This is a genomic window from Vibrio breoganii (assembly GCF_001677275.1).
In the GTDB taxonomy this organism is placed as follows: domain Bacteria; phylum Pseudomonadota; class Gammaproteobacteria; order Enterobacterales; family Vibrionaceae; genus Vibrio; species Vibrio breoganii.
The window spans coordinates 973259-992570 of record NZ_CP016178.1 but is presented as its reverse complement, the minus strand read 5'-3'; the positions used below and the strand labels follow the sequence as shown (position 1 = coordinate 992570).

The following is a 19312-nucleotide window of genomic DNA, read 5'->3' as shown; positions in this document are numbered from 1 at the left end:
ACAGAGGCACTGCATATTGGTGACGCGTGTTTAAGCAATGCCTAATACCACGCTACCATCGATTTTTTATTTCCAAAATCGATGGTAGGAGCAGGGGTTTGATTAGTTTTTAGTGATTTAAATATTTTAAAAACAATGGTTTAGTGTGGTTGGCTTTGTAGAGTGAGAAAAGGGCGTTAAGTTATAGATGAGGAAGATTTGTTGACAACTTTGTTCTTCGTTGGCGTACCGGTGCTTTTTTCTAGTCATGAAGCCATGATGGCTTCCTAGAAGGATCATTTAGTATCAAAAGTGGGATCAAGTGCGTAAGGTTACATTTTTATATCAATAGGGCTTGGTGAACACTTATGGCGGTAGTTCTCTTGGATAAGCGCTGAACATGACTCAAAATTGAATTAGCGATTCAGCTATACCTCTAAAGGAAGCAAAGCAAGTATCAAAATCATGGGGTTCAGCGTTAAATACCATTGGGGCAACAAAGTCCTGAAAGCGTTGGCGAAAAATAGGGTTTTCTTCAAGCTCTTTCAGCCCGAATTGTAGCTCTTGCTTGGGATTGGCGACAAACTCTGCGTGTTGGTTACCATAACGCTCAATATCTTCTTTTAATACCGCTTTAAACAGCTCTGTCAGCGCCATATAATCAGGGGCTTCCGATTGAACTATGCAGTGAACGTCGTATATGTGCCGTACGAGAGCCACATCATCCTTACGCTGTGTATCACGCTTCACTGACATGGTACGGCGCAACATTGAAATCACTTTTTCAACTAAGGTTGCATGGATAGAGACGCAATCAAACGCCTTCACCTCTTGTGGTTGTTTATACAACTCCGCCACCAAAGACTGAATAGAGCGAGATTCTACATCCAATAATGGAATTGTCTCTATCAGCTCCAGTTTAATGATAGGGCGAAGACACGGTGCTTGGCGAAACTGCTGCGGGTACTTAAGTTCGAGTTCAACATAACGGTATTCATCACGTACACTACGTGCTTCAACCGTGAATCGCTCTGACTGAGTGAGCGCCTGTTCAATCTTGTTGATGCATACCTTACGAGCCGCTTTCTTTTTGGAGCGACTTAGTTCATCAAATACTGGTTTCGGAATCAGTTTAATGTCTACGTCTTCTGACATTCTACGAATTTTAACGTTGGACTTTGCTAGAGCAGTCCCGCCAGAGAAAATCATTTTATGAGAGTTAGGTGCCACTTTAGCGAGATCAGACAGTAGCGCAACGACCCAGTAATCTTTTTCAATAATGGCTGGGTTTCCGAGCTCAAGTGCATCGGAAACCTCAAGAAATTGTTGCTTTAGTTTTTCCATATCAACTTGGCGAGTTTAATACTCGGTTACCGACAGTCAATTTGCGATTAAATTGTTTGGGGTTCCATGAGTATTGAACGGAGGATGGGATTTGTGTACTTTCTCCTGATAAGCTTTGTAAAGATAGGCTGTCCATTTCAAAATCGATACCTTTCATCCTTAATATTTCACGTATCAGGGCATCACTTCCACCAGGGTTCGTGGGCATCGGTCTTCCGGTTAGGCCGTTAATGCGTGCTTTGGTGTACAGTCCATAACCAAGTTTTATTAACTCACCTTGTTTAACCAGTTGCCTTAATGCTCGACCGATTTGATCGTAGCTAGCAAAACCATCAAAGTCTTTGCGCTCAAAAACATAGCGTCTCGAACGCTTTATCTTTTGATAAACACGATCAACAGCTGTCATTTGAACCTCCTAACTTTGTTATGTATAGGTATTATAACCTAATAGTAATGTGTTAGGAATAAATACGGCATATATGAAAGCAAACATACGACATTATAGAGATTGAGTGGTCAGTAAGTTATTGAATTTATTGACTAAATAACATTTCCTTAAAAATGACATACTTATAGTGATTCATCTGACCTTGCTGGGAATTAGTTTCTTTGAAATGATCAGTGTATCCTCAATTCCTACACCCAGATAACGAATGGTATCGTCCAATTTCACATCCTTAACAATAGCGTTATTTTTCTTGGGAGGTTTAAAGATCAACCCCATTGAGATAAGCTCAAATGCGTTATTTGCATGCGACGCTTGAATGCCATCATTGCAACCTAGTGCCGGCAAGATTGTATTTAAACTCCATCTTGAAGTAAGAAAAATTGAGGTGCTCTCCCCAAATACGATAGCGTGCGAGTATGCAATGGCGTTCCCAAAGCTCGCTCTTGTCGTCAAATACGCCCATTTGCACAGCGCAGAAGTAGTATTTCAGCAGGCCAAATCCGCGTACTTTATAGTGTAAGGCCATATCGTTGAGTAAATCGCCTGATTGATGCAAACACACCTCTGCGTATTGCGCTAATGCAACTCTCACAGTGGGATCGGACTTCCAACTGTGCCAGAGTTTGTCCGCAGTCGTCATGAGTGCTTCTTGCTGGCTTAGCGTGTGAACGCCAAGCGTATTCTGTTCTGATAATCTTGAAATCAGCGGTTTAGGGCCGATAGAGAGATCTAATGCTGCAGAGGCAAGCAGGTCGCCTTTAAGTGGTGTGTACATTGGAAGAATCGTAAGAAAACTCTCCCAATTGTTACGTGCAGCAAGGTTCGTGGGCGGTAAGTTAAAAAGGGTCATAGTGCCTCCAAAACGCAATGGACACTTTTAACTTACCCTAGATTTTTAATTTCCAAAATTGAGTATAACTGCGCTGATATACGCAGGTATATCGGCCGAGTCATAGAATTGCACTGGGCTTAGTAAGTAGTAACTTGGTGGAAATGGTTGTTTAGAAAGATCTGAGTCTGGCGTTCGAAGTGCGAGATACGTAATAATACCATTCCGGAAAATTAACTGATCAGTTCAATCCAATCCCTTTTGCACATTTTTGATACTCGTTCTTTGCACTCAAGAAATCCATTCCAAGCGTGACAGACCTTCGAAACAATGTCGTTATAATCAATAAAACTTTGGTTTGCTAGATAGTGTTGTCTTAACCAGCTCCAAACTTGTTCAATAGGGTTCAGCTCTGGCGAGTATGGAGGAAGCTTGATGATACTGACGTTATTAAATTGGTTCGCTATGTCGTCCGTATGCCAGCCTGCACCATCCATTATTACGACTGCATGACGACCTTTTTCTGTGGCTTTCGATATTTGTTCTAGGTGGTTGATCATGATGTCCTTGTTTACCCAAGGAACAACTATTGCTTCGCCGATCCCTCTTGCTGGGCACACCGAGCCAAACAAATAAGCGTATTCAAATTGCTGCTGTTTTACGACTCTAGGCCTCGTTCCGCGAGTTGCCCAAAGACGAGTTGTTGTGTTCTGCTGACCAAATCTAGCCTCATCTTGAAACCAGACATCAACCTGTTCTAGCTCAATATGGCCGGGGATCTTAAGGATCGTTTCTATTTGGAACTTTTTAAAATCGTCTTGGATCTGCTGTGATTGCTTAGGGTGTTTTGAACGAGAAGTTATCCAAGAAAAACCCATGTGCTCGAGGAGATAATAGATGGAATTGGGGTGATAGTGTTTATCAAAGTGTTCAACGATGTAGTCATGTATAGCGCTACCGACAAGACGTCCTCCAGACGGTGATTCAGCTGCTTTCTGTATGAATTCGCTGAGTTGTTTTCGTTGTTCCTCATTGATATATGCAGGTCTACCTGTGCGGGGGTTCTCTTGAAGCCCTTCCAAACCTTCTTCCAAAAGGCCTTAACCCATTTATTCACACTGGTTCGGCTAACTTTAAGATATTTAGCAATTTGAGTTCGCGAATGACCTTCTTTGAAGTGTGCAAGCGCTAGTAAGCGAACCTTCATCTGAATGGTTTTTTGTTGACTCGCTAGCTTTTTGAAATCGGTGTTATCAAGGCTATCCATAGCAATATTTCACAATTGTTTGTTAGCCTCAATTAGATCATATTTTTACTTTAATTGGTATTAACGAATCGTACTCCACCCAGATTTGTTCGAGCTGTGGGACTATCCCCGCAAGCAGTCCGAAAGGTAGGGCAAGTCTTGGAATAAGAGAATGGGCATGTTCTGAATGCGGAGTAGAACACCGCGATACTAATGTGGCCTTGAACATTCTTGTGGCGGGACATCCCCGTCTAGAGGTAGGAATCTCCCTGCTTTAGCGGGGGGAGGATGTCAAGTTCGAGATAGAATTGTTGTAAGGTACCTGGAATCCGCTAAGCAGTACTTCCTTATAATTTCGCCATTGTGCTTCAGAGAAATTATCAACGGAATAGCTTTTGATTTTCTGCAAATGAGATTGTGCTAATTTGCTTAGTTTGTATTTGTTCTTTGGCATAAATGGTTACAGCTCACTAAGAAAATCGTCACCATCGATTACATTTCCTTGAGCTAAATCTTGCTCTGCAGACTCAAAGCAATGCTTGAGGTATTCAGCCTTCATGGTTTCTAGATCTTCATAAAACCACTACAGCGTCTTTGCTGTTTTTGCTAATTTTAACCGGTTCGCGTTGAGCACTAAGAAGTAACTCGCCAAAATTACGTTTCGCATCATTAGCTGTTAATGTGTGCATGAGCAATCTCCAAGCTTGGTTCTACAAGTGAAATTATAACTTGTCACACGAAATGTTCAATTTAATCAAATCGTGCGATCTGTGCGAAAAGTGAAATGGTACATGTGATTTGTACCTATAAACAAACTCATCAATGATGTAGCAATGAGAACCTTTGCGAGTAAGTTGTTGCTCATAGAATGTAAGTTGAAGATTTTGATTGCGAGTATCGGATCTATTTCGATATTTTGGGAGCGATATCAAAAGGCCATACGAGTCGTGCTTGTACTAAAAACTTCTTAGGTTTGAGTGTGGCGTTCTTTCTCACCGTAATATCATTCATTTTTAAAACGTGGTCAGAGAAAGTGGGGGTACCATGGGGTGCTATTAAGCCTCATTTACTGCATGTGATGAGCAAAGATCGAGAGCAGTGGCCTCAGTTATTGTAAGACCTTTCGATGATTGAAGAACACCAAGAAGCTTTAAAACAGCATTGGCAGCAATTGCACGGCGACTTCGTTATTTAACAGGGCGGTTTGTGAGTATCTGAACTGGTAATCACAGGGTTGACATCATGATGAAATTTCACCAGTTGATTCAGTTTTATGGAAATTACGGTCGGCCATTTCTTTGAGAGCTCTTCAGGCAACTTAGCCAGGTAACTTGTTAGGCGCATAGTTGTCTGATTTAAGATAATAACAGTACCCTTGCTGGAAGGACGTAGGACAAGTATTCAAGAAAAGAAGTGAATGTTCCCATTACATGCTTTTCTTCATCACTGGTGATAGATAAACTGTTGCCACCCTTTTTAACCACTTTATTACTATGACAACTGTTACCGTCTCATCGCTAACGGCGACTCCCTCTTCAAAAAACAAAAAGAATAGACTTAATCACTTATGGGAGGAGGTCGGAAAAAAACAACGACGCAACTTGCGTTACCAAGCCAAGTTAGACGATTTCTATCATGACTTCAAAGCGTCTGCTGAAGATCAAGAGCAAGCTGTTTGCTTGATGACAGAGAAGTGGATCCATCACTTGCTTTCGTTTGTCCCGAGAAAAACGATTAAAGGAGTGCAACGTGAAGCTTTGTACGATTGGATTCAAGAAGAGTTGAGCATATTAGAGGCTAACCCATTCAGCCCGGTTAACATAGTTGAATTGCGTGAAGCGTTTAACCAAGCGATCATGGCTGACGCGCCGAATCAACCAGATGTGGAGTCTATTACCGAAGAGCAGCTTGATGACTTTCGCCAAGAGCTCTCAATGATGTTAGGTCATGATATCCAACTTACTGATGATCAGCTGCGGGAGATGGTTAAGGATCCTCAGCAATTTCATGACTATTTGCAGGCTTTGATGGCGCAGCAAATGGAAGAAGCACAATCAGACGAGGATGATGACATAGACTGGGGAACTGATGATTTCTTCTCTCATGACGATGAACAAGCAAGTCGTAACTCATCCCATACCGAAACCGGTCAAGTGCTTTACAGCGACAAACAGATGACAAAACTGTATCGCCAATTGGCAAAGCGGTTGCATCCAGACAAAGAGACGGATAATAACAAGAAGGCCGAGAAAAGCGCTTTAATGCAACAACTATCACAAGCAAAGAAAGAGAAAGATGTGGTGGCGTTACTATTAATGGCTCAGCAGCATCTACCTGATCACGAGATGGTCATGGATAGTGATATGATTGCGCGTTTGCAAGCGACGCTTAAAGAAAAAATCTGGCATTTAAACCAGGAATATCAAGAGCTTAAGCATGGTCACGATTTGAAGAGCATTATCTGGGATAGATTTGGTGGCGGTAACAAAGCGAGTCGAGCAAAAGGCTTAGAACAATATCGAGCTAGGTTAGAAAGAGATGTGGAAGAGTTACTTAAAAAATGCCAAAAAGTGACGACGATTAAGCACTTACAGCTACATCTAAAAGAGCGAATTAATGCATCTCGCTTTGAGGCGCAGTTTTTGAAAATGGATCCCGCGGAGTTGTTTTCTTTTGAGAAAGAGTATTTCTAGTTTTTTCATGAAAGCTATGATGAGGATCAATAGACTTTAAAGAGCCTTGGTCTCTGCACTAGCTATTTTGCATGCATCGCAATGATGTTTTAGCAATCTCGCCGTAACCCTTGCCCGATCTGAGGGCGGTGAGTGGTCACGTCTTATCTGGCAATCAGAGGAGAATCATTTGAAACTAGATATGTTAAAGGCGCTGAACAATGGCTAAGAAGCTTACTAAAGCTCAGAAAAAAATCCGTGCGCAAGCTAAGCGCGAGCGGCAAGCGAAGTATGAAATGCGCATGATTAATGGCAAACAAGTCAGAGTGAAAAGGGAGGCTACGATTGATGGCATGCCCGTTGATGAGTTCTTAGCCAGAAATGCAGCCCCGCTTTTTTGGCATAATAATGAAATGTGGATGTGTATTGATGATGAGAGCGAGTGAGACGCCCATAGCCTTACAGGCTCTAGATACACTGCGAGTTCTCCTGCAAGATTGAGAAGACATCGCTACAAAAATTACCTCAAAAGGTCAACAGACCCTAGCAATATGATAGAGTGAAATTTCCGTTTACTGTTGTGTACTGGATTACGCTTTGGTTCAACTCAGCTTTCAATATCTCGAACAATTAAAAGAAGATAGCACAGCGTTGCGTTTGCTACGTTCCCCTCATTTTCCTTTGATTGGTAGCTTTTTTCATCAGACTTTCCTAGAAACGAATCGTCGCTCTATTTCTTATCAAGAGTTGGCCACATTGCTCGACTATTATCTGTCCGATCTGGCCGATATTTATGGCAACGATAAATACCCAAAATCTGCGCAAGCCTATTTGGAAGACTGGGTCAATGTAAAGGGTGGGTATCTACGTAAGTATTTACCACATCAGGGAGATGAGATTGAGTGTGATTTATTGCCGGATGTAGAAAAAGCGCTGCGCTGGATAGAAGACATGCAAGGCAGCGGTTTTGTTGGCACTGAGTCTCGCTTGAAATTACTGATGGATACTATTGCTGACCTCGTTCACGGTACCAGCGAAGACAAACAGAGCAAACTTGTGACTCTTAAAGCAAAAAAAGCAGAGCTAGAAAAGCAAATCCAAGCTGTCGAATTGGGAATGGATGTTGGGTATAGCGGCTCGCAAGTGCGAGAGAAGATGTTTTTGATTTCCAATATGTCTCGCCAGCTACTGGGGGATTTCCGACAAGTTGAAGCTAATTTCCGTTATCTTGATAAAGAAACGCGTAAAAAGATCACCCAGACTAATCTGCATAAAGGGGGAATGCTAGATGAGGTGTTTGGTGATCAGGACGTGATAGATGGCTCTGATGAAGGAAAGTCATTCAGTGCATTTTTTGAAATATTGATGCGTGGTGATATGCGTGATAGCTTGCGCCAAGATTTAAAGAGCCTGCTAAAGCTCGATGGGGGCCTAGAGTTTGTCACTAATGATGAGTTATTGCAGCATCTCTATAGCTACTTGCTGGATGCGGGCACCAAAGTCAATCGCACCAAACAACAAATTACCGATCAGCTGAAGCGGTACATTCAAGAGCAATCTCAAGACAATAAACGCATCCTAGAATTGATTCGCGACTTTGAGATGCACACCCATCGCTCGATTGAAAATGAACAGCAGCAAGAAAAAGAGTTTTATTATATCGATAGCTTTCAAGCTGCTATATCTGCACTAACCAGTCGCTCACTCTATCAGCCAGCAGTAATAGAGGCGTTGGATTCGCACATAGTCGAAGAGCGCGAAGATCCGAACGTGGATCTTAGTCGCTTGTTTGAAGTGAGTCGTATTGACGAGTATGCGCTACAGCGTCAGATTCAGCAATGTCTACAAAACCCATCGGGACAAGCGACATTGGCACAGGTTATCGAACAATTTCCGATTCAATATGGTTTAGATGAAATGCTGACTTACGTTAAAATAGCCTGTGAGCAAGGTGTGCCGGCTTCTATCGACGAGCAGCAACAGCAACACATTGAATGGCAAGCGCATGACGGCAGCACTCGACGCTTTACCCTTCCTTTGATTACCTTCGTACGAGAACTTTGAATATGTCGACCTACGATCTAGACAGTGATGCCTTGACCGGCCAGCAGCAACAGCAAAAGTCTGCAGTACAAATCAAGCTGCTTAAAGCCCCTATTTATCGAGCAAAGCATAAAGATCTCTGGCAGTGGTTAGAACGTGATCAGATGTCAATTCGTGCCTACTTTCAACAGTTAGGCTTGACGTTGCTGATTGATGATAATGAGGGTTACGCATACTTAAAACAACAAGACTTTGATGAGCAAGATGACATTGAACTGCCACGGCTGATCACGCGTCGCAGCATGACTTTTCATCAAACCTTATTATTAGTGCTATTACGCAAGCGACTGGCGGAGCATGATAGTGAAGAGAGTGAGAGCCGTTTGATTGTTGAGCGAAGTGATGTCTACCAATGGTTACAAAGCTTCTACCCAGAGGTGAGTAATGAGGTCAAGCAGCGCAAAGAGTTTGATAGCTTAATCAAAAAGGTGATGGAGATGGGCTTCTTGTCAGCACTAAAAAATCATCCGGATTCTTTTGAAGTGCAGCGGATATTAAAGGCAGTGATCAGTGCAGAACAAATCGTTGAGCTTATTGATATGTTGGCCAGTCAAAATAAGGACAAAGAGTAAATGGGTGATGCAATTCAGCTGGGTGGTTTTCGCTTATGCCATTTTTCAGCATACAACTGGGGGACATTCGATGGTTCGGTGGTGACTCTTTCTCCTTTGCAGTGTAATAGCTTATTAACCGGCAATATTGGTAGCGGAAAATCAACGCTGGTGGATGGCTTAACCACCTTATTGGTCCCACCACGTAAGCTGGCATTCAATAAAGCTGCGGGTGCCGAAGATAAAGAACGCTCGCTTGAGTCCTATTTTCATGGTTACTACACCTCACAGCAAGATGATTATGGTAAGGCGCGCTCTATCGGTTTGCGTCAGGGTCAGCATTATTCGGTGTTACTTGCAGAGTTTCATAGTGAAGCTCTTGAGCAGTCGGTTACATTGGCACAAGTGTTTTGGCTTAAGCCTAACGAGAAGAAAGTGAGACGCCTGTTTGTGGTGGCGGATCATGGTTTGAGTATCAGTGAGCACTTTAGTGGCTTTGGCTCTCAAATGAATCAATTGCGTAAGAAGCTACGCAAGCACATGGGTATTCAGCTGTTCGATGTGTTCTCGCAGTATGCTCAATCGTTTAGCAAGTTGCTAGGGCTTGGCGCTGACGGCAAAGCACTAGAATTATTTAACCAAACGATCTCCATGAAGTCGGTGGGCTCGGTGACGGACTTTGTGCGTCAAAATATGCTTGAGCAGCCTGATGTGGAGTCACAACTGGTCGAATTAGAACAGAATTACGATGATTTAAAACGCCTGCATGATTCGGTGGTGGCCGCTCGAAAGAAGGTGGAGCTGCTGACGCCAGTGGATACGTATGGCATGGCAGCTATAGACACTCAGCAACAGAAGCGTCATTTTGAACAATGTCGGGACGTCATCGATCCCTATATGGCGAAACGTGCAATTGTCTTGTATGAAAATAGCCTCGCCACTCGCGAGAAGCAGCTAAAAAAACTGAAACTCGAAGCCGAACAGCTAGAGCTCGATAAGAATAGGACTAGCGCTCAAATTGAACAATTGGGTGGTGAGATTAATCGCAACGGGGGTGGGCGCCTTAGCCAGTTAGAGCAAGAGATTAACACACAGATCAAACATCGAGATCAAAGCCGTAAACTGTGCGATAACTATCTCAACATGGTGGATAAATTGCAGTTAGATCGTGAGGTGAACGCGACGCAGTTTATTGAAAACATCAACCTTGCGAAAGACAAGCAAGAAGCACTGATTGAGCAAAAAGAGCAATTAGATGAAGAGCTGTTTGGCGTTAAACAGCAACAACAGGCGCTCGAACATCAACAGCTTGAAAATGGGAAGCAGTTGAATGCCCTTAAGCAACGAAAATCAAATATTCATGTCAAGCAGCTCAACTTGCGCGAGCGTTTATGTGAGCAGTTGGGCGTCAGCGAAGAGCAACTGCCATTTGTGGGGGAGTTGATTCAAGTAAAAGCGAGTGAAAGTCGGTGGCAAGGTGCTGTTGAGCGAGTCCTGCACAACTTCGCATTAAGTCTTATGGTACCTGAAGATCTATACGTACAGGTGTGTGACTTTGTTGAACATCACCACCTTGGCACGCGCCTGGTCTACTATCGTATTCGTCAGCATGAGCATCGCCTTGCTCCACAGCCTGACGGAGATTCTTTGGTGCAAAAAGTCGAGATAAAGTCTGACAGTGATAATTATGACTGGCTCTATCATGAGTTGTTCAAACGCTTTGATTATCATTGTTGTGAAGATATGGCGACGTTTAGACGCAGTGAGAAAGCGATTACGCCCAATGGGCAGATAAAAACAGGCAAAGCGCGTCATGAAAAAGATGACCGCCACAATATTAATGATAAAAGTCGCTATGTTCTTGGTTGGAGTAATCAAGAAAAAATTGCCTTACTGGAAGCAAAGCAGCAACAGCTGACCGATGACATTACATGTTACGTCACCAACCTCGATGCGTTGAGAAAAAGCCAAAGTGATATAGAAGAACTGTCATTTAGTGCTCGCAACCTCGCTCAATTTCAATTTAGCTTTAATCAGATCAATTGGCCATCGTTTAGTGACACTATTACTAAGCTTGAGCAAGAAAAATGCAAGTTAGAAAGTAGCTCCAATATTTTGGTTGAGCTACAAAAGCAACTGGATGATGCTAAACAAGAGTACAGTGAGTTGGACCGTCAAAGCCTAACTGTTTCCGCTGAAGTTGGTAAACGTAAAGAGGCGATTGATACATTAACCTTAGAACTGAATGAAAAGAAAGAGCTGATTAATGCAGTGGCTCTAGAGGTTCAGCAGCAATGCTTCCCAACATTGGATGTTTTATACCAACAACATGTTGACTCGCGTGTGTTGCGAATCGATATGTTGACAAATATCACCTCAATTCTGCGCCAGAAGAGCAACGAGAAAGTACAGCACCTTGAAGAGAAACGTCGCAAGCAGCAAGCTCGTATGATTTCTGCAATGGGCGACTTTGCCAATGCGTTTCCGAATGATGTGTTAGAGCTCGACCGTAGCCCAGAAGCGTTGTCTGAATATCAGCAATTGTTAACGGGGCTGATTGAGGAAGATCTGCCTCGCCATGAAGCACGATTCAAGGAAATGCTTAATCGAGACACCATTCGCGCAATGGCACTGTTCCGCAGTTCTCTTGATAGGCAAGAGGAAGAGATTAATGCGCGTATCCATCTGATTAATCAGGCGTTGCATGATCTGGATTATCAAGTCGGAACGTATATCGAGATCGATAGCATTACGTCTCCTGATATTGAGATTCGTGATTTCAAGCAACGTTTAAAAAGTTGTGTGGAATTCAGTACCGATGATTCACTCTACTCGGAAGAGAAATTTGAACGAGTCAAAGACCTCATTGAGCAGATGCGCAACGAACCGAAGTGGACCAAAAAGGTGGTAGATGTACGTTTTTGGCACCTGTTTAATGTGGTTGAGCGCTATCGAGAAGACGGTACAGAGAAGGAGTGCTACTCAGATTCTGGTGGTAAATCCGGAGGCCAAAAAGAGAAGTTGGCTTATTCTATTCTTGCTGCTGCCATCTTATTGCAATATGGCTTGGTGGAGAAAGGGCGCGCTAGTCAGTCATCACAACGCCGCTTTAATTTGGTGGTGATTGACGAAGCCTTCGCTCGAGGGTCGAAAGACAGTACGCGCTTTGGCTTAGAATTGTTTAAGCGCTTGGGCTTGCAACTCCTGTTGGTGACACCCCTGCAAAAACTGGATGTGATTGAACATTATGTCAATCATGTTCATTTTGTCGATCATGCTAATAATCGCTCTGTCCTGCTTAATATGACGATTGAGCAGTATCGAGATCGATTGTCTCAACATAAGCAACTGCAAAAATATCAGCACATGGTGCAACAAAACACCCCAAATGAGAAGATTGATGGGTGATGATGAGTAGGACGTTATTATGGCTAAGCTGATCCGCTGTAGTGAGATTAAACAGAAGCTGGAAAAACGTTGGCAAGGCTTAGTTTGGCATGATGAATACCTATCTGGTGGAGCCCAGTCACCCATCGTAGTCAAGTTGCCTAAGGTGACGGACAAGCAACTGTTGCATGAGTTTGTGAGCGTTCAGTCTTGGCTCAATGATCTGACTGCACTGGAAAAGCACCAAGGTATCAACATAGAGCGACAAGCCTTTCGTTATAAATCAATGGGTATGCAGGTGATGCCTGTTGCCATCTATTTTTCCGATATTGAATCTCTGGCTCGATATCTCGGCAAGCGGAAGCAGTGGCAGGCCTTCATAGCCACTTTTGAGCAGGTGGTGACCGCATTGCCACAACTTAAACCTTGGGTGCGTGGGAACCTTAGTTTGCTACTAAAGCACCAAGAGAGTTGGCCAAAATTGATCGGTGTGTGTCGTTATTTTATCGATAATCCACAGCCAAACTGCTATATCCGACAACTTGATATTGATGGGGTAGACACTAAGTTCATTGAACGGCATAAATCCATCATCCGCACGCTACTTGATGAAGTGTTAGCGCCTGAGTTGATTAATCAGAGATTTAACAAGCTGAGCGAACATGGTTTTGAGCGCCGATTTAATCTGCTCTATGATCAGCCAGTTATTCGTTTTCGTTTACTTGATTCACAATTTACTCACGAGTTTCATGGGATGAGTGATCTCTCTCTACCACTTGAGCAATTTGCACAACTGAGTCTGATGGTGGACCGAGTCTACATCACCGAAAACAAGATTAATGGATTGGCATTTCCTGCTGTTAATAATGCAATTGTGATTTTTGGCCTAGGTTATGGGGTGCAATCGCTGAGTCAAGTAAGGTGGCTTAACGAGTGTCAAATTTATTACTGGGGAGATATTGATACTCATGGGTATGCTATTTTGTCACAACTCAGAGGCTACTTTCCGAAAACGCAATCCCTGTTGATGGATGAAGACACTTTAATGAGTTGTAAAAGTGCGTGGGGCAAAGAGGGGAAAGTACACCCATCCGATAGACTCGCGAACCTCACTGAAGCTGAACATCACATCTATACCAGACTCAAGCAAGATCATTGGCGAAATAATCTTCGCTTGGAGCAGGAGTTGATCCCGATGTCTTATTTGTATGACGCTCTCAAGCTCCATTCCTTTCATCTTTAATTTTCCTATAGACCAGCTAATATCCTTACGTAGGGATAACCCTTCGATTATCCCCTGAAGGGTATAAAATGGATATCATCCTCACTAAGGGATATACTCTTATATATCCTTACTAAGGGATAAACCAAACTCTTACAGGTGTACTTTAATTCTATAGAGAGCTGGAAAATGATTTACAGTCCAAGACAGTTAGCCGACATGATGCTCCTGATACGTCAGAAGAATGGGTGGACACAATCAGAACTGGCGAAAAAAGTCGGTATCAAGCAAGCGACGATTTCGAACTTCGAAAACAATCCAAACAAGACGACGCTTTCCACCCTCTTTAAGCTTGTCCAAGCTATGGATCTAACATTGAGTATCCAAGAAAAAGTACAGATGACTTCGTTAGATCAAAATGATGATGAGGTCTGGTAATGCAGACGCTCATTGCATACATGAATGGTGAACTTGTTGGCATTTTAGAGAAGCATAAGAATGGCGCGCATACTTTTCAATATGATAAGAGTTGGATAACCAATACGCATACCCGTCCTCTGTCATTGTCTCTGAAACTTCAAATACCGCCGATTACCTCAGATGCGGTTGTGAACTACTCAGCGACAGCATAGCTGATCACTGAGCTTCTAAGGCAGTTAAGCAACTGCCTTTTCTATTTCCTCAGATCCCAAAGACAACTTTGCTAGTGCAAAGACTTTCGTTTTAACATCTAATTTCTGCTGAGTGCTGGTTGAACTAGTCAACCTGACGACAGTTCCATTCGCCATTAAATCCGATTCACCTAATCGCTGTACTGCTATCGCAGAGGAATAGTCTCGGTCACTAAATGTACCGCAACTAACACAGGTAAAATCTCTATCTTTCAACGCCAATTTATGATGTTGACCGCAGTGTGAGCACACACCCGTTGTGCGCTCAAACCGACCAATTTCATGATGCACACCACCTCTAAGCTCAACTTTGTATTTCGTTAAGTCAGATATAAGCCCCATGATGTTGTCAGCGACCATCCTGCCGTTGAATTTTTGCATTCCCGCCACATTGAGATCTTCAAATACTGCAATATCGCTTTCGTTGGCTATCCGATGAGCGGTTTTATGTGCAAAGTCCATTCGTTTTCTAGCGATTGAACCATGAAGACTATTTAGGCGGGATTTTGCTTTGTTCCAGCGAGCAGAGCCTTTCTTTTTTCTAGAAAGCTGTCGCTGTAAACGAGTTAGTTTCTGCTTTGCTTGTTTTAAGTATTTCGGGTTATCAACCGTTAAACCATTAGATCCGACAATGGTTTGTTTAGAGTTGATGTCGTATCCCGCAATGCTTTTTAGTAACCTCTTCGCTTCGTCACACACCACTTCTTGAGTGAGGCTTACTTCCCACTTCCCGTGTCGGTATTGGACTGTCGCTGTTTTAATTGAACTAACTAAATTGCGGTGTAAAACAATAGGAACAGCGCCTACTTTTGGTAAAGTAATTGCGCCATTTTCAATTCTAATGCAGTTGTTATTGTTTACTGAACGGTAGCTGTCATTGTGTTGCTTCTTAACTCGATAGCTAACCTTAAACTTTGGAAAGTATTGGTGAGACTTCTTTGATGTGCCATTTCTTAGCGCTGTATCTAGGTCTCTAGCGACTTGTTGTGCCGCCCCTGAGTCAAAAGCTTTAACCCATGAAAACTCAGGCAGTTTCTTGATCGCCTTAATTTTTGAAGCCATTTCATTGTAGAAAGAAAATGTCTTATCGGCTTCGTATTGACGCTGATTCTCAGATAACAGGAAGTTCCATAGACCACGAGCATACGAGCCAAACTCGATGAGTTTTAACTCTTGCTGTGGGTTAGGCTTTAACCTGAAATTGTATCTTAGCGTCTTTTTCATATACTGTACATTAACACAGTATTTAGAGGTGTCAATCATGGATTACCAGCGTAACTCTCACTGTAAGTTTCTGATAGCCATCCACCTCATCTTAGTGGTTAAGTACAGGAAGAAACTACTCAAAGGAGAACTAGGTTCAATAGTGAAAAACTCTCTAATATCACTCTCGCAAAATTCTGAATTCGAAATAGAGCAAATGGAAGTAGACCAAGACCATTTACATGTCTTAATGACTATCTCACCGCGATACTCAGTAAGTCAGCATGTTAGAAGAATTAAGCAACACACAACTAGAGTTATGTGGCAACTGCATCCTAATTTAAAGCGGCAATTCTGGAAGGAGAAAACATTCTGGTCGGATGGTTACTTCGCTTGCTCGGTTGGGAACGCCAGTGCTGAAACTGTTAGGAAATACATTCAAGATCAGGGCTAGGCGATTCATCCCAGCGACAGCAGAGCTGATCACTGGGTTTTCTCGCCCAAAGAGTTATAAACTATTTTGACAATCTCCTGCCGGATAGCTCTCACGTCAGAGATAGAATTGTTGCAAGGTATAAGGCTTCATCCAAGCAGCCATTTGATCTGCTTAAAGAGATCGGAAAAGACAGTGTTGGGGCGATTGCTTTGCTTCCTCCAGAGCAGCCTTATGTTAAAGGACCCCTTAGTTACGACATACTGGATCAACGAAAACTAGAAACGGTTCTTTCTGCATACAAATCTGATATTCCGCTCGGGATGCTTGAAGAGGAAGAAGATTTTAGAATCTCAGTAGCAGGTGTTCAAGAAAAAACGGCTCTACTTTTCGTTGAAGGGCAGTGGTGCATACCGAAAGGAAATACCCCTACCACTCACATTATCAAACTGCCAATAGGTGAAATACAACGGTAATCCTCCCATTAATAACGGCACTTGTTCGTAGAATTTATGCGGCTATTTTCAGTGGTGGATGCCCTCCATTCGCTTTGTGTGGGCGTTCATGGTTGTAGAACCAAAGCCAACGAGTTGCTTTATCTTGTACTTCCGCTATCGAATCAAATAGATACTTGCTTACCCAACTAAATCGGACGGTTCGGTTGAAACGCTCAACATAAGCATTTTGCTGAGGATTACCTGGCTGTATATAGTCAATACGAATACCTCGATTTTTAGCCCATTCAATAAAATGACCGCTGATAAACTCCGGCCCATTATCACAGCGAATGGCGATAGGCTGTTCTCGTTGCTCGATTATCTGCTCTAGAGCCCTAACAACTCTTTCTGCTGGTAAAGAGAAATCAGCTTCGATAGCTAATCCTTCACGCTTAAAGTCATCAATGACATTAAACAGGCGGTAATTACGTCCATCGGAAAGTTGATCGTGCATAAAATCAATAGACCAAACTTGATTCGGCTTGATCGGGTCTTTTAGTGGCTCTGGTACATTACGATTTAGTCGTCTTCGCGGACGGATACGCAGATTTAGAGCCAGTTCGCAGTATATGCGATAGACCCGCTTGTGATTCCAAGTATGCCCCTTAACATTGCGAAGATAGTTAAAGCACAATCCAAAACCCCAGTCAGACTCGTCTTCGGCCAACTCAGTAAGCAACTGAGCTATCTGTTCATTCTCAGGTTGCCCTTTTGATTGATACCGATAGCAAGTCTCACTGACACTAAACCAACGGCAAGCCTGTCGTATGCTAATTGTGTTGTTCGCCACCGAGTGCTGAGCCATCTTGCGACGCTCACAGGGCTTCACCACTTTTTTGCCATGGCTTCAGATATGACTTCGGCTTTTAAGCGCTCTTCCGCGTACATCTTTTTAAGGCGACGATTTTCATCTTCAAGCTCTTTCATTCGAGCCATAAGGGAAGCGTCCATACCTCCGTATTTTGAGCGCCACTTATAGAAGGTTGCGCTGCTCATACCATGCTCTCGGCAAAGCTCTGGGATCGGGGTTCCCGCTTCTGCATGTTTTAAGATCGAGAGGATCTGACTGTCCGTGTATCGTGATTTTTTCATGTTGAATCTCCTGTATTAACTATACGAGAAAATTCTACTTTTTCATGCTGTTACTTTTTGGGGGGATTACCATGTTATGTTTTGTTCTCGTTTGGTTGGCAGGTTACGACCAAGCTCGGTAAGAGTGAGCGTCTTACTCGCTAGTAATGCGTGGCAAGCCAACGTTAAACTGTTGAGTCGTTTTAAGGGCGTTGTTGATCAAATCAGGAAAAGGACGTAGCTATCCTACGGAACTTGCCAGCTAGCTTCTAATGGGCATACCTAGCCCTAGGACTTTATTCATCGCCTTGACATTTGCCAACGCCTCACCAACTTGAGCGTTATAACATCTCAAGCTCAATGTTCCGCTAGTCAGTCCTTTATATCGGGACATTGCCGTCTCAGAGATTGAACGGTCGTGATAGCCAGAGTCAGTTTTCCACTGAGCTAACGAATCGCTTTTAAGTGCATCGACCACTTTATTCCGAGGGTGTCCCTCTTCCCAATAACCAGCATTTTTCCGAGGAGGTATGAGAGGTTTGCAACCCTTATTCTGCAATACTTCATGGCACTTTTTCGTGTCGTAAGCACCATCTGCTGATACAGAATGCACTTTTCTACGAAGCGGATTCAGCAATGTTGGGAGAGCTTCACTATCACCGACATTGACGAGGCTGACTTCTGCGCTAATCACATCATGAGTATCAACATCAACGGCCAGATGCAGTTTACGCCAAGTCCGACGTTTTTCTGCTCCATGCTTTTTAACTTTCCATTCACCTTCACCAAAGACTTTCAGACCTGTTGAATCAATAGCAATATGGCGAACTGAGCCTTTAGATTTGTTCTTGTATTGTACCTGAACGGTCTTTGAGCGCTTGCTAATACTGCTGTAGTTTGGGGAGCGCAAAGGGACGTTCATCAAGGCAAAAATGGAGTCGATAAAACCTTGAAGCGCACGTAACGGGAGTGAGAATATCCCTTTAACCATCAAAGCGGTTTCAATAGCAGTATCAGAAAACTGAAAGCCTCTGCCACGTTTTCCATGGTGTCTTTTGCATTGCCACGCTTCAACGGCTGAGTCGTCAATCCAAAACGTTACTGAGCCTCGCTTACACAAGGCTTCATTATACTCACTCCAATTCACTATCTTCTTCTTCGATTTACCCATAACACCACCATGCTTCTACTACATGGGATCAGATCGCAGGATTTAGAAAAGGTTCAACTGATTTAGTCAACAACGCCCGTTTTAAGTGTAATTTAGGGCAGTATTGGTAAAGAGAGTTGTGTAAAATATCGAGTTCGCACATCTTGTTGTCTGGTTATTGATTTTTGGCGAAACCATTTGATCATACGACAAGATGTGTATCTACCTTAACTTGATGATTTTTATAAAAATCATTAGGGGATTCCTCAGGGCTCTGTAGGTATGGGTTTGCTTGTAATGAAGGTGTGGGTGTGAGAAAAAATAACTTAGGTACCAGTGAAAAGGGGACGGTCTGGTGTATACTTTGCAGTTAGTTAGATTAGTAAATGTGCCGGGTGAATGTTATTTTAGGGTTATGAGTAGGTAAAATTCCGATTAACGGGTTTGCATAGTCTGTAAAGACTGTAGAATAAATGCCCTATAGAATTAAATTATGATTGAATTTT

General features: G+C 43.0%; 16 protein-coding genes and 3 pseudogenes. 11 read left to right on the top strand and 8 right to left on the bottom strand.

Going from position 1 to position 19312, the window contains the following annotated elements:
• Positions 1 to 384: 384 nt before the first annotated feature.
• The 4 genes from A6E01_RS17365 to A6E01_RS21060 form a co-directional block, all read right to left on the bottom strand.
• The gene (locus tag A6E01_RS17365) at positions 385 to 1323 is read right to left on the bottom strand and encodes a nucleotidyl transferase AbiEii/AbiGii toxin family protein (RefSeq protein WP_082961401.1); all 939 of its coding nucleotides are present in this window, start codon (positions 1321 to 1323) and stop codon (positions 385 to 387) included.
• Position 1324: 1 nt separating this feature from the next.
• Positions 1325 to 1729 (bottom strand): DUF6088 family protein, encoded by a 405-nt coding sequence (locus A6E01_RS17360; RefSeq protein ID WP_017031481.1) that lies wholly within the window; start codon positions 1727 to 1729, stop codon positions 1325 to 1327.
• Between the two features lie 364 nt (positions 1730 to 2093).
• The gene (locus tag A6E01_RS17350) at positions 2094 to 2621 is read right to left on the bottom strand and encodes a hypothetical protein (protein ID WP_065210840.1); all 528 of its coding nucleotides are present in this window, start codon (positions 2619 to 2621) and stop codon (positions 2094 to 2096) included.
• A gap of 212 nt (positions 2622 to 2833) precedes the next feature.
• Positions 2834 to 3867 (bottom strand): IS630 family transposase gene (locus A6E01_RS21060; protein WP_102329805.1). Its coding sequence is split into 2 segments (ribosomal slippage): positions 2834 to 3696 and positions 3696 to 3867, totalling 1035 coding nucleotides; the frame shifts between segments, so codons are not numbered across the junction.
• Positions 3868 to 3908: 41 nt separating this feature from the next.
• On the opposite strand from A6E01_RS21060, the gene A6E01_RS21700 reads away from it, so the two are divergent.
• On the top strand, positions 3909 to 4124 hold the full coding sequence (locus A6E01_RS21700; protein WP_198596487.1) for a zinc ribbon domain-containing protein: 216 nt from the start codon (positions 3909 to 3911) through the stop codon (positions 4122 to 4124).
• A 182-nt stretch (positions 4125 to 4306) separates the two neighbouring features.
• Here A6E01_RS21700 and A6E01_RS17340 read toward each other — a convergent pair.
• Positions 4307 to 4535, bottom strand: a pseudogene (locus tag A6E01_RS17340) (type II toxin-antitoxin system prevent-host-death family antitoxin).
• Between the two features lie 912 nt (positions 4536 to 5447).
• Between A6E01_RS17340 and A6E01_RS17335 the strand changes: the two are divergent.
• The 8 genes and pseudogenes from A6E01_RS17335 to A6E01_RS17300 all read left to right on the top strand — a co-directional run.
• The gene (locus tag A6E01_RS17335; protein ID WP_017031470.1) at positions 5448 to 6539 is read left to right on the top strand and encodes a J domain-containing protein; all 1092 of its coding nucleotides are present in this window, start codon (positions 5448 to 5450) and stop codon (positions 6537 to 6539) included.
• A gap of 200 nt (positions 6540 to 6739) precedes the next feature.
• A complete protein-coding gene (locus A6E01_RS17330; protein ID WP_065210839.1) occupies positions 6740 to 6964 on the top strand; it encodes a hypothetical protein in 225 nt (74 codons plus the stop codon).
• A gap of 151 nt (positions 6965 to 7115) precedes the next feature.
• Positions 7116 to 8582, top strand: coding sequence for a DUF3375 domain-containing protein (locus A6E01_RS17325; RefSeq protein ID WP_065210838.1), 1467 nt, complete (start codon positions 7116 to 7118; stop codon positions 8580 to 8582).
• 2 nt (positions 8583 to 8584) lie between these two features.
• Positions 8585 to 9193 carry a DUF4194 domain-containing protein gene (locus tag A6E01_RS17320; protein WP_017242626.1) on the top strand — a complete coding sequence of 203 codons (609 nt, stop codon included), beginning with the start codon at positions 8585 to 8587 and terminating at the stop codon, positions 9191 to 9193.
• A complete protein-coding gene (locus A6E01_RS17315; RefSeq protein ID WP_017027420.1) occupies positions 9194 to 12580 on the top strand; it encodes an ATP-binding protein in 3387 nt (1128 codons plus the stop codon). It begins immediately after the preceding gene.
• 19 nt (positions 12581 to 12599) lie between these two features.
• Positions 12600 to 13802, top strand: a complete 1203-nt coding sequence (locus tag A6E01_RS17310) for a Wadjet anti-phage system protein JetD domain-containing protein (RefSeq protein WP_017031465.1) — start codon at positions 12600 to 12602, stop codon at positions 13800 to 13802.
• Positions 13803 to 13970: 168 nt separating this feature from the next.
• Positions 13971 to 14219 (top strand): type II toxin-antitoxin system antitoxin HipB, encoded by a 249-nt coding sequence (gene hipB, locus A6E01_RS17305; protein WP_065210837.1) that lies wholly within the window; start codon positions 13971 to 13973, stop codon positions 14217 to 14219.
• Positions 14219 to 14398 (top strand): annotated as a pseudogene (locus tag A6E01_RS17300) (HipA N-terminal domain-containing protein); the annotation flags it as partial. The gene hipB and the pseudogene A6E01_RS17300, both read left to right, overlap by 1 nt.
• 39 nt (positions 14399 to 14437) lie before the next feature.
• On the opposite strand, the gene A6E01_RS17295 reads toward A6E01_RS17300, so the two are convergent.
• Positions 14438 to 15676, bottom strand: coding sequence for an RNA-guided endonuclease InsQ/TnpB family protein (locus A6E01_RS17295; RefSeq protein ID WP_065211034.1), 1239 nt, complete (start codon positions 15674 to 15676; stop codon positions 14438 to 14440).
• A gap of 37 nt (positions 15677 to 15713) precedes the next feature.
• Here A6E01_RS17295 and tnpA point away from each other — a divergent pair, with 37 nt between their 5' ends.
• Positions 15714 to 16109, top strand: a complete 396-nt coding sequence (tnpA, locus tag A6E01_RS17290) for an IS200/IS605 family transposase (protein WP_065210835.1) — start codon at positions 15714 to 15716, stop codon at positions 16107 to 16109.
• Between the two features lie 53 nt (positions 16110 to 16162).
• Positions 16163 to 16561: pseudogene (locus A6E01_RS21040) on the top strand (HipA N-terminal domain-containing protein); the annotation flags it as partial.
• 37 nt (positions 16562 to 16598) lie between these two features.
• Here A6E01_RS21040 and A6E01_RS17280 read toward each other — a convergent pair.
• Both A6E01_RS17280 and A6E01_RS17270 read right to left on the bottom strand, forming a co-directional pair.
• A protein-coding gene (locus tag A6E01_RS17280) for an IS3 family transposase (RefSeq protein ID WP_167714325.1) occupies positions 16599 to 17677 on the bottom strand; the annotation gives its coding sequence in 2 pieces (ribosomal slippage) (positions 16599 to 17428 and positions 17428 to 17677; 1080 coding nt in all).
• A 241-nt stretch (positions 17678 to 17918) separates the two neighbouring features.
• Positions 17919 to 18827 (bottom strand): IS5 family transposase, encoded by a 909-nt coding sequence (locus A6E01_RS17270; RefSeq protein ID WP_017027019.1) that lies wholly within the window; start codon positions 18825 to 18827, stop codon positions 17919 to 17921.
• Positions 18828 to 19312 lie beyond the last annotated feature (485 nt).

Bases quoted from the DNA above. Each gene is read 5' to 3' on its own strand.
- hipB (WP_065210837.1), top strand. From the start codon at position 13,971: ATGATTTACAGTCCAAGACAGTTAGCCGACATGATGCTCCTGATACGT.
- A6E01_RS17270 (WP_017027019.1), bottom strand. From the start codon at position 18,827: ATGGGTAAATCGAAGAAGAAGATAGTGAATTGGAGTGAGTATAATGAA.
- A6E01_RS17330 (WP_065210839.1), top strand. From the start codon at position 6,740: ATGGCTAAGAAGCTTACTAAAGCTCAGAAAAAAATCCGTGCGCAAGCT.
- A6E01_RS17360 (WP_017031481.1), bottom strand. From the start codon at position 1,729: ATGACAGCTGTTGATCGTGTTTATCAAAAGATAAAGCGTTCGAGACGC.
- A6E01_RS17365 (WP_082961401.1), bottom strand. From the start codon at position 1,323: ATGGAAAAACTAAAGCAACAATTTCTTGAGGTTTCCGATGCACTTGAG.
- A6E01_RS17350 (WP_065210840.1), bottom strand. From the start codon at position 2,621: ATGACCCTTTTTAACTTACCGCCCACGAACCTTGCTGCACGTAACAAT.
- A6E01_RS17310 (WP_017031465.1), top strand. From the start codon at position 12,600: ATGGCTAAGCTGATCCGCTGTAGTGAGATTAAACAGAAGCTGGAAAAA.
- A6E01_RS17295 (WP_065211034.1), bottom strand. From the start codon at position 15,676: ATGAAAAAGACGCTAAGATACAATTTCAGGTTAAAGCCTAACCCACAG.
- A6E01_RS17320 (WP_017242626.1), top strand. From the start codon at position 8,585: ATGTCGACCTACGATCTAGACAGTGATGCCTTGACCGGCCAGCAGCAA.
- tnpA (WP_065210835.1), top strand. From the start codon at position 15,714: ATGGATTACCAGCGTAACTCTCACTGTAAGTTTCTGATAGCCATCCAC.
- A6E01_RS17315 (WP_017027420.1), top strand. From the start codon at position 9,194: ATGGGTGATGCAATTCAGCTGGGTGGTTTTCGCTTATGCCATTTTTCA.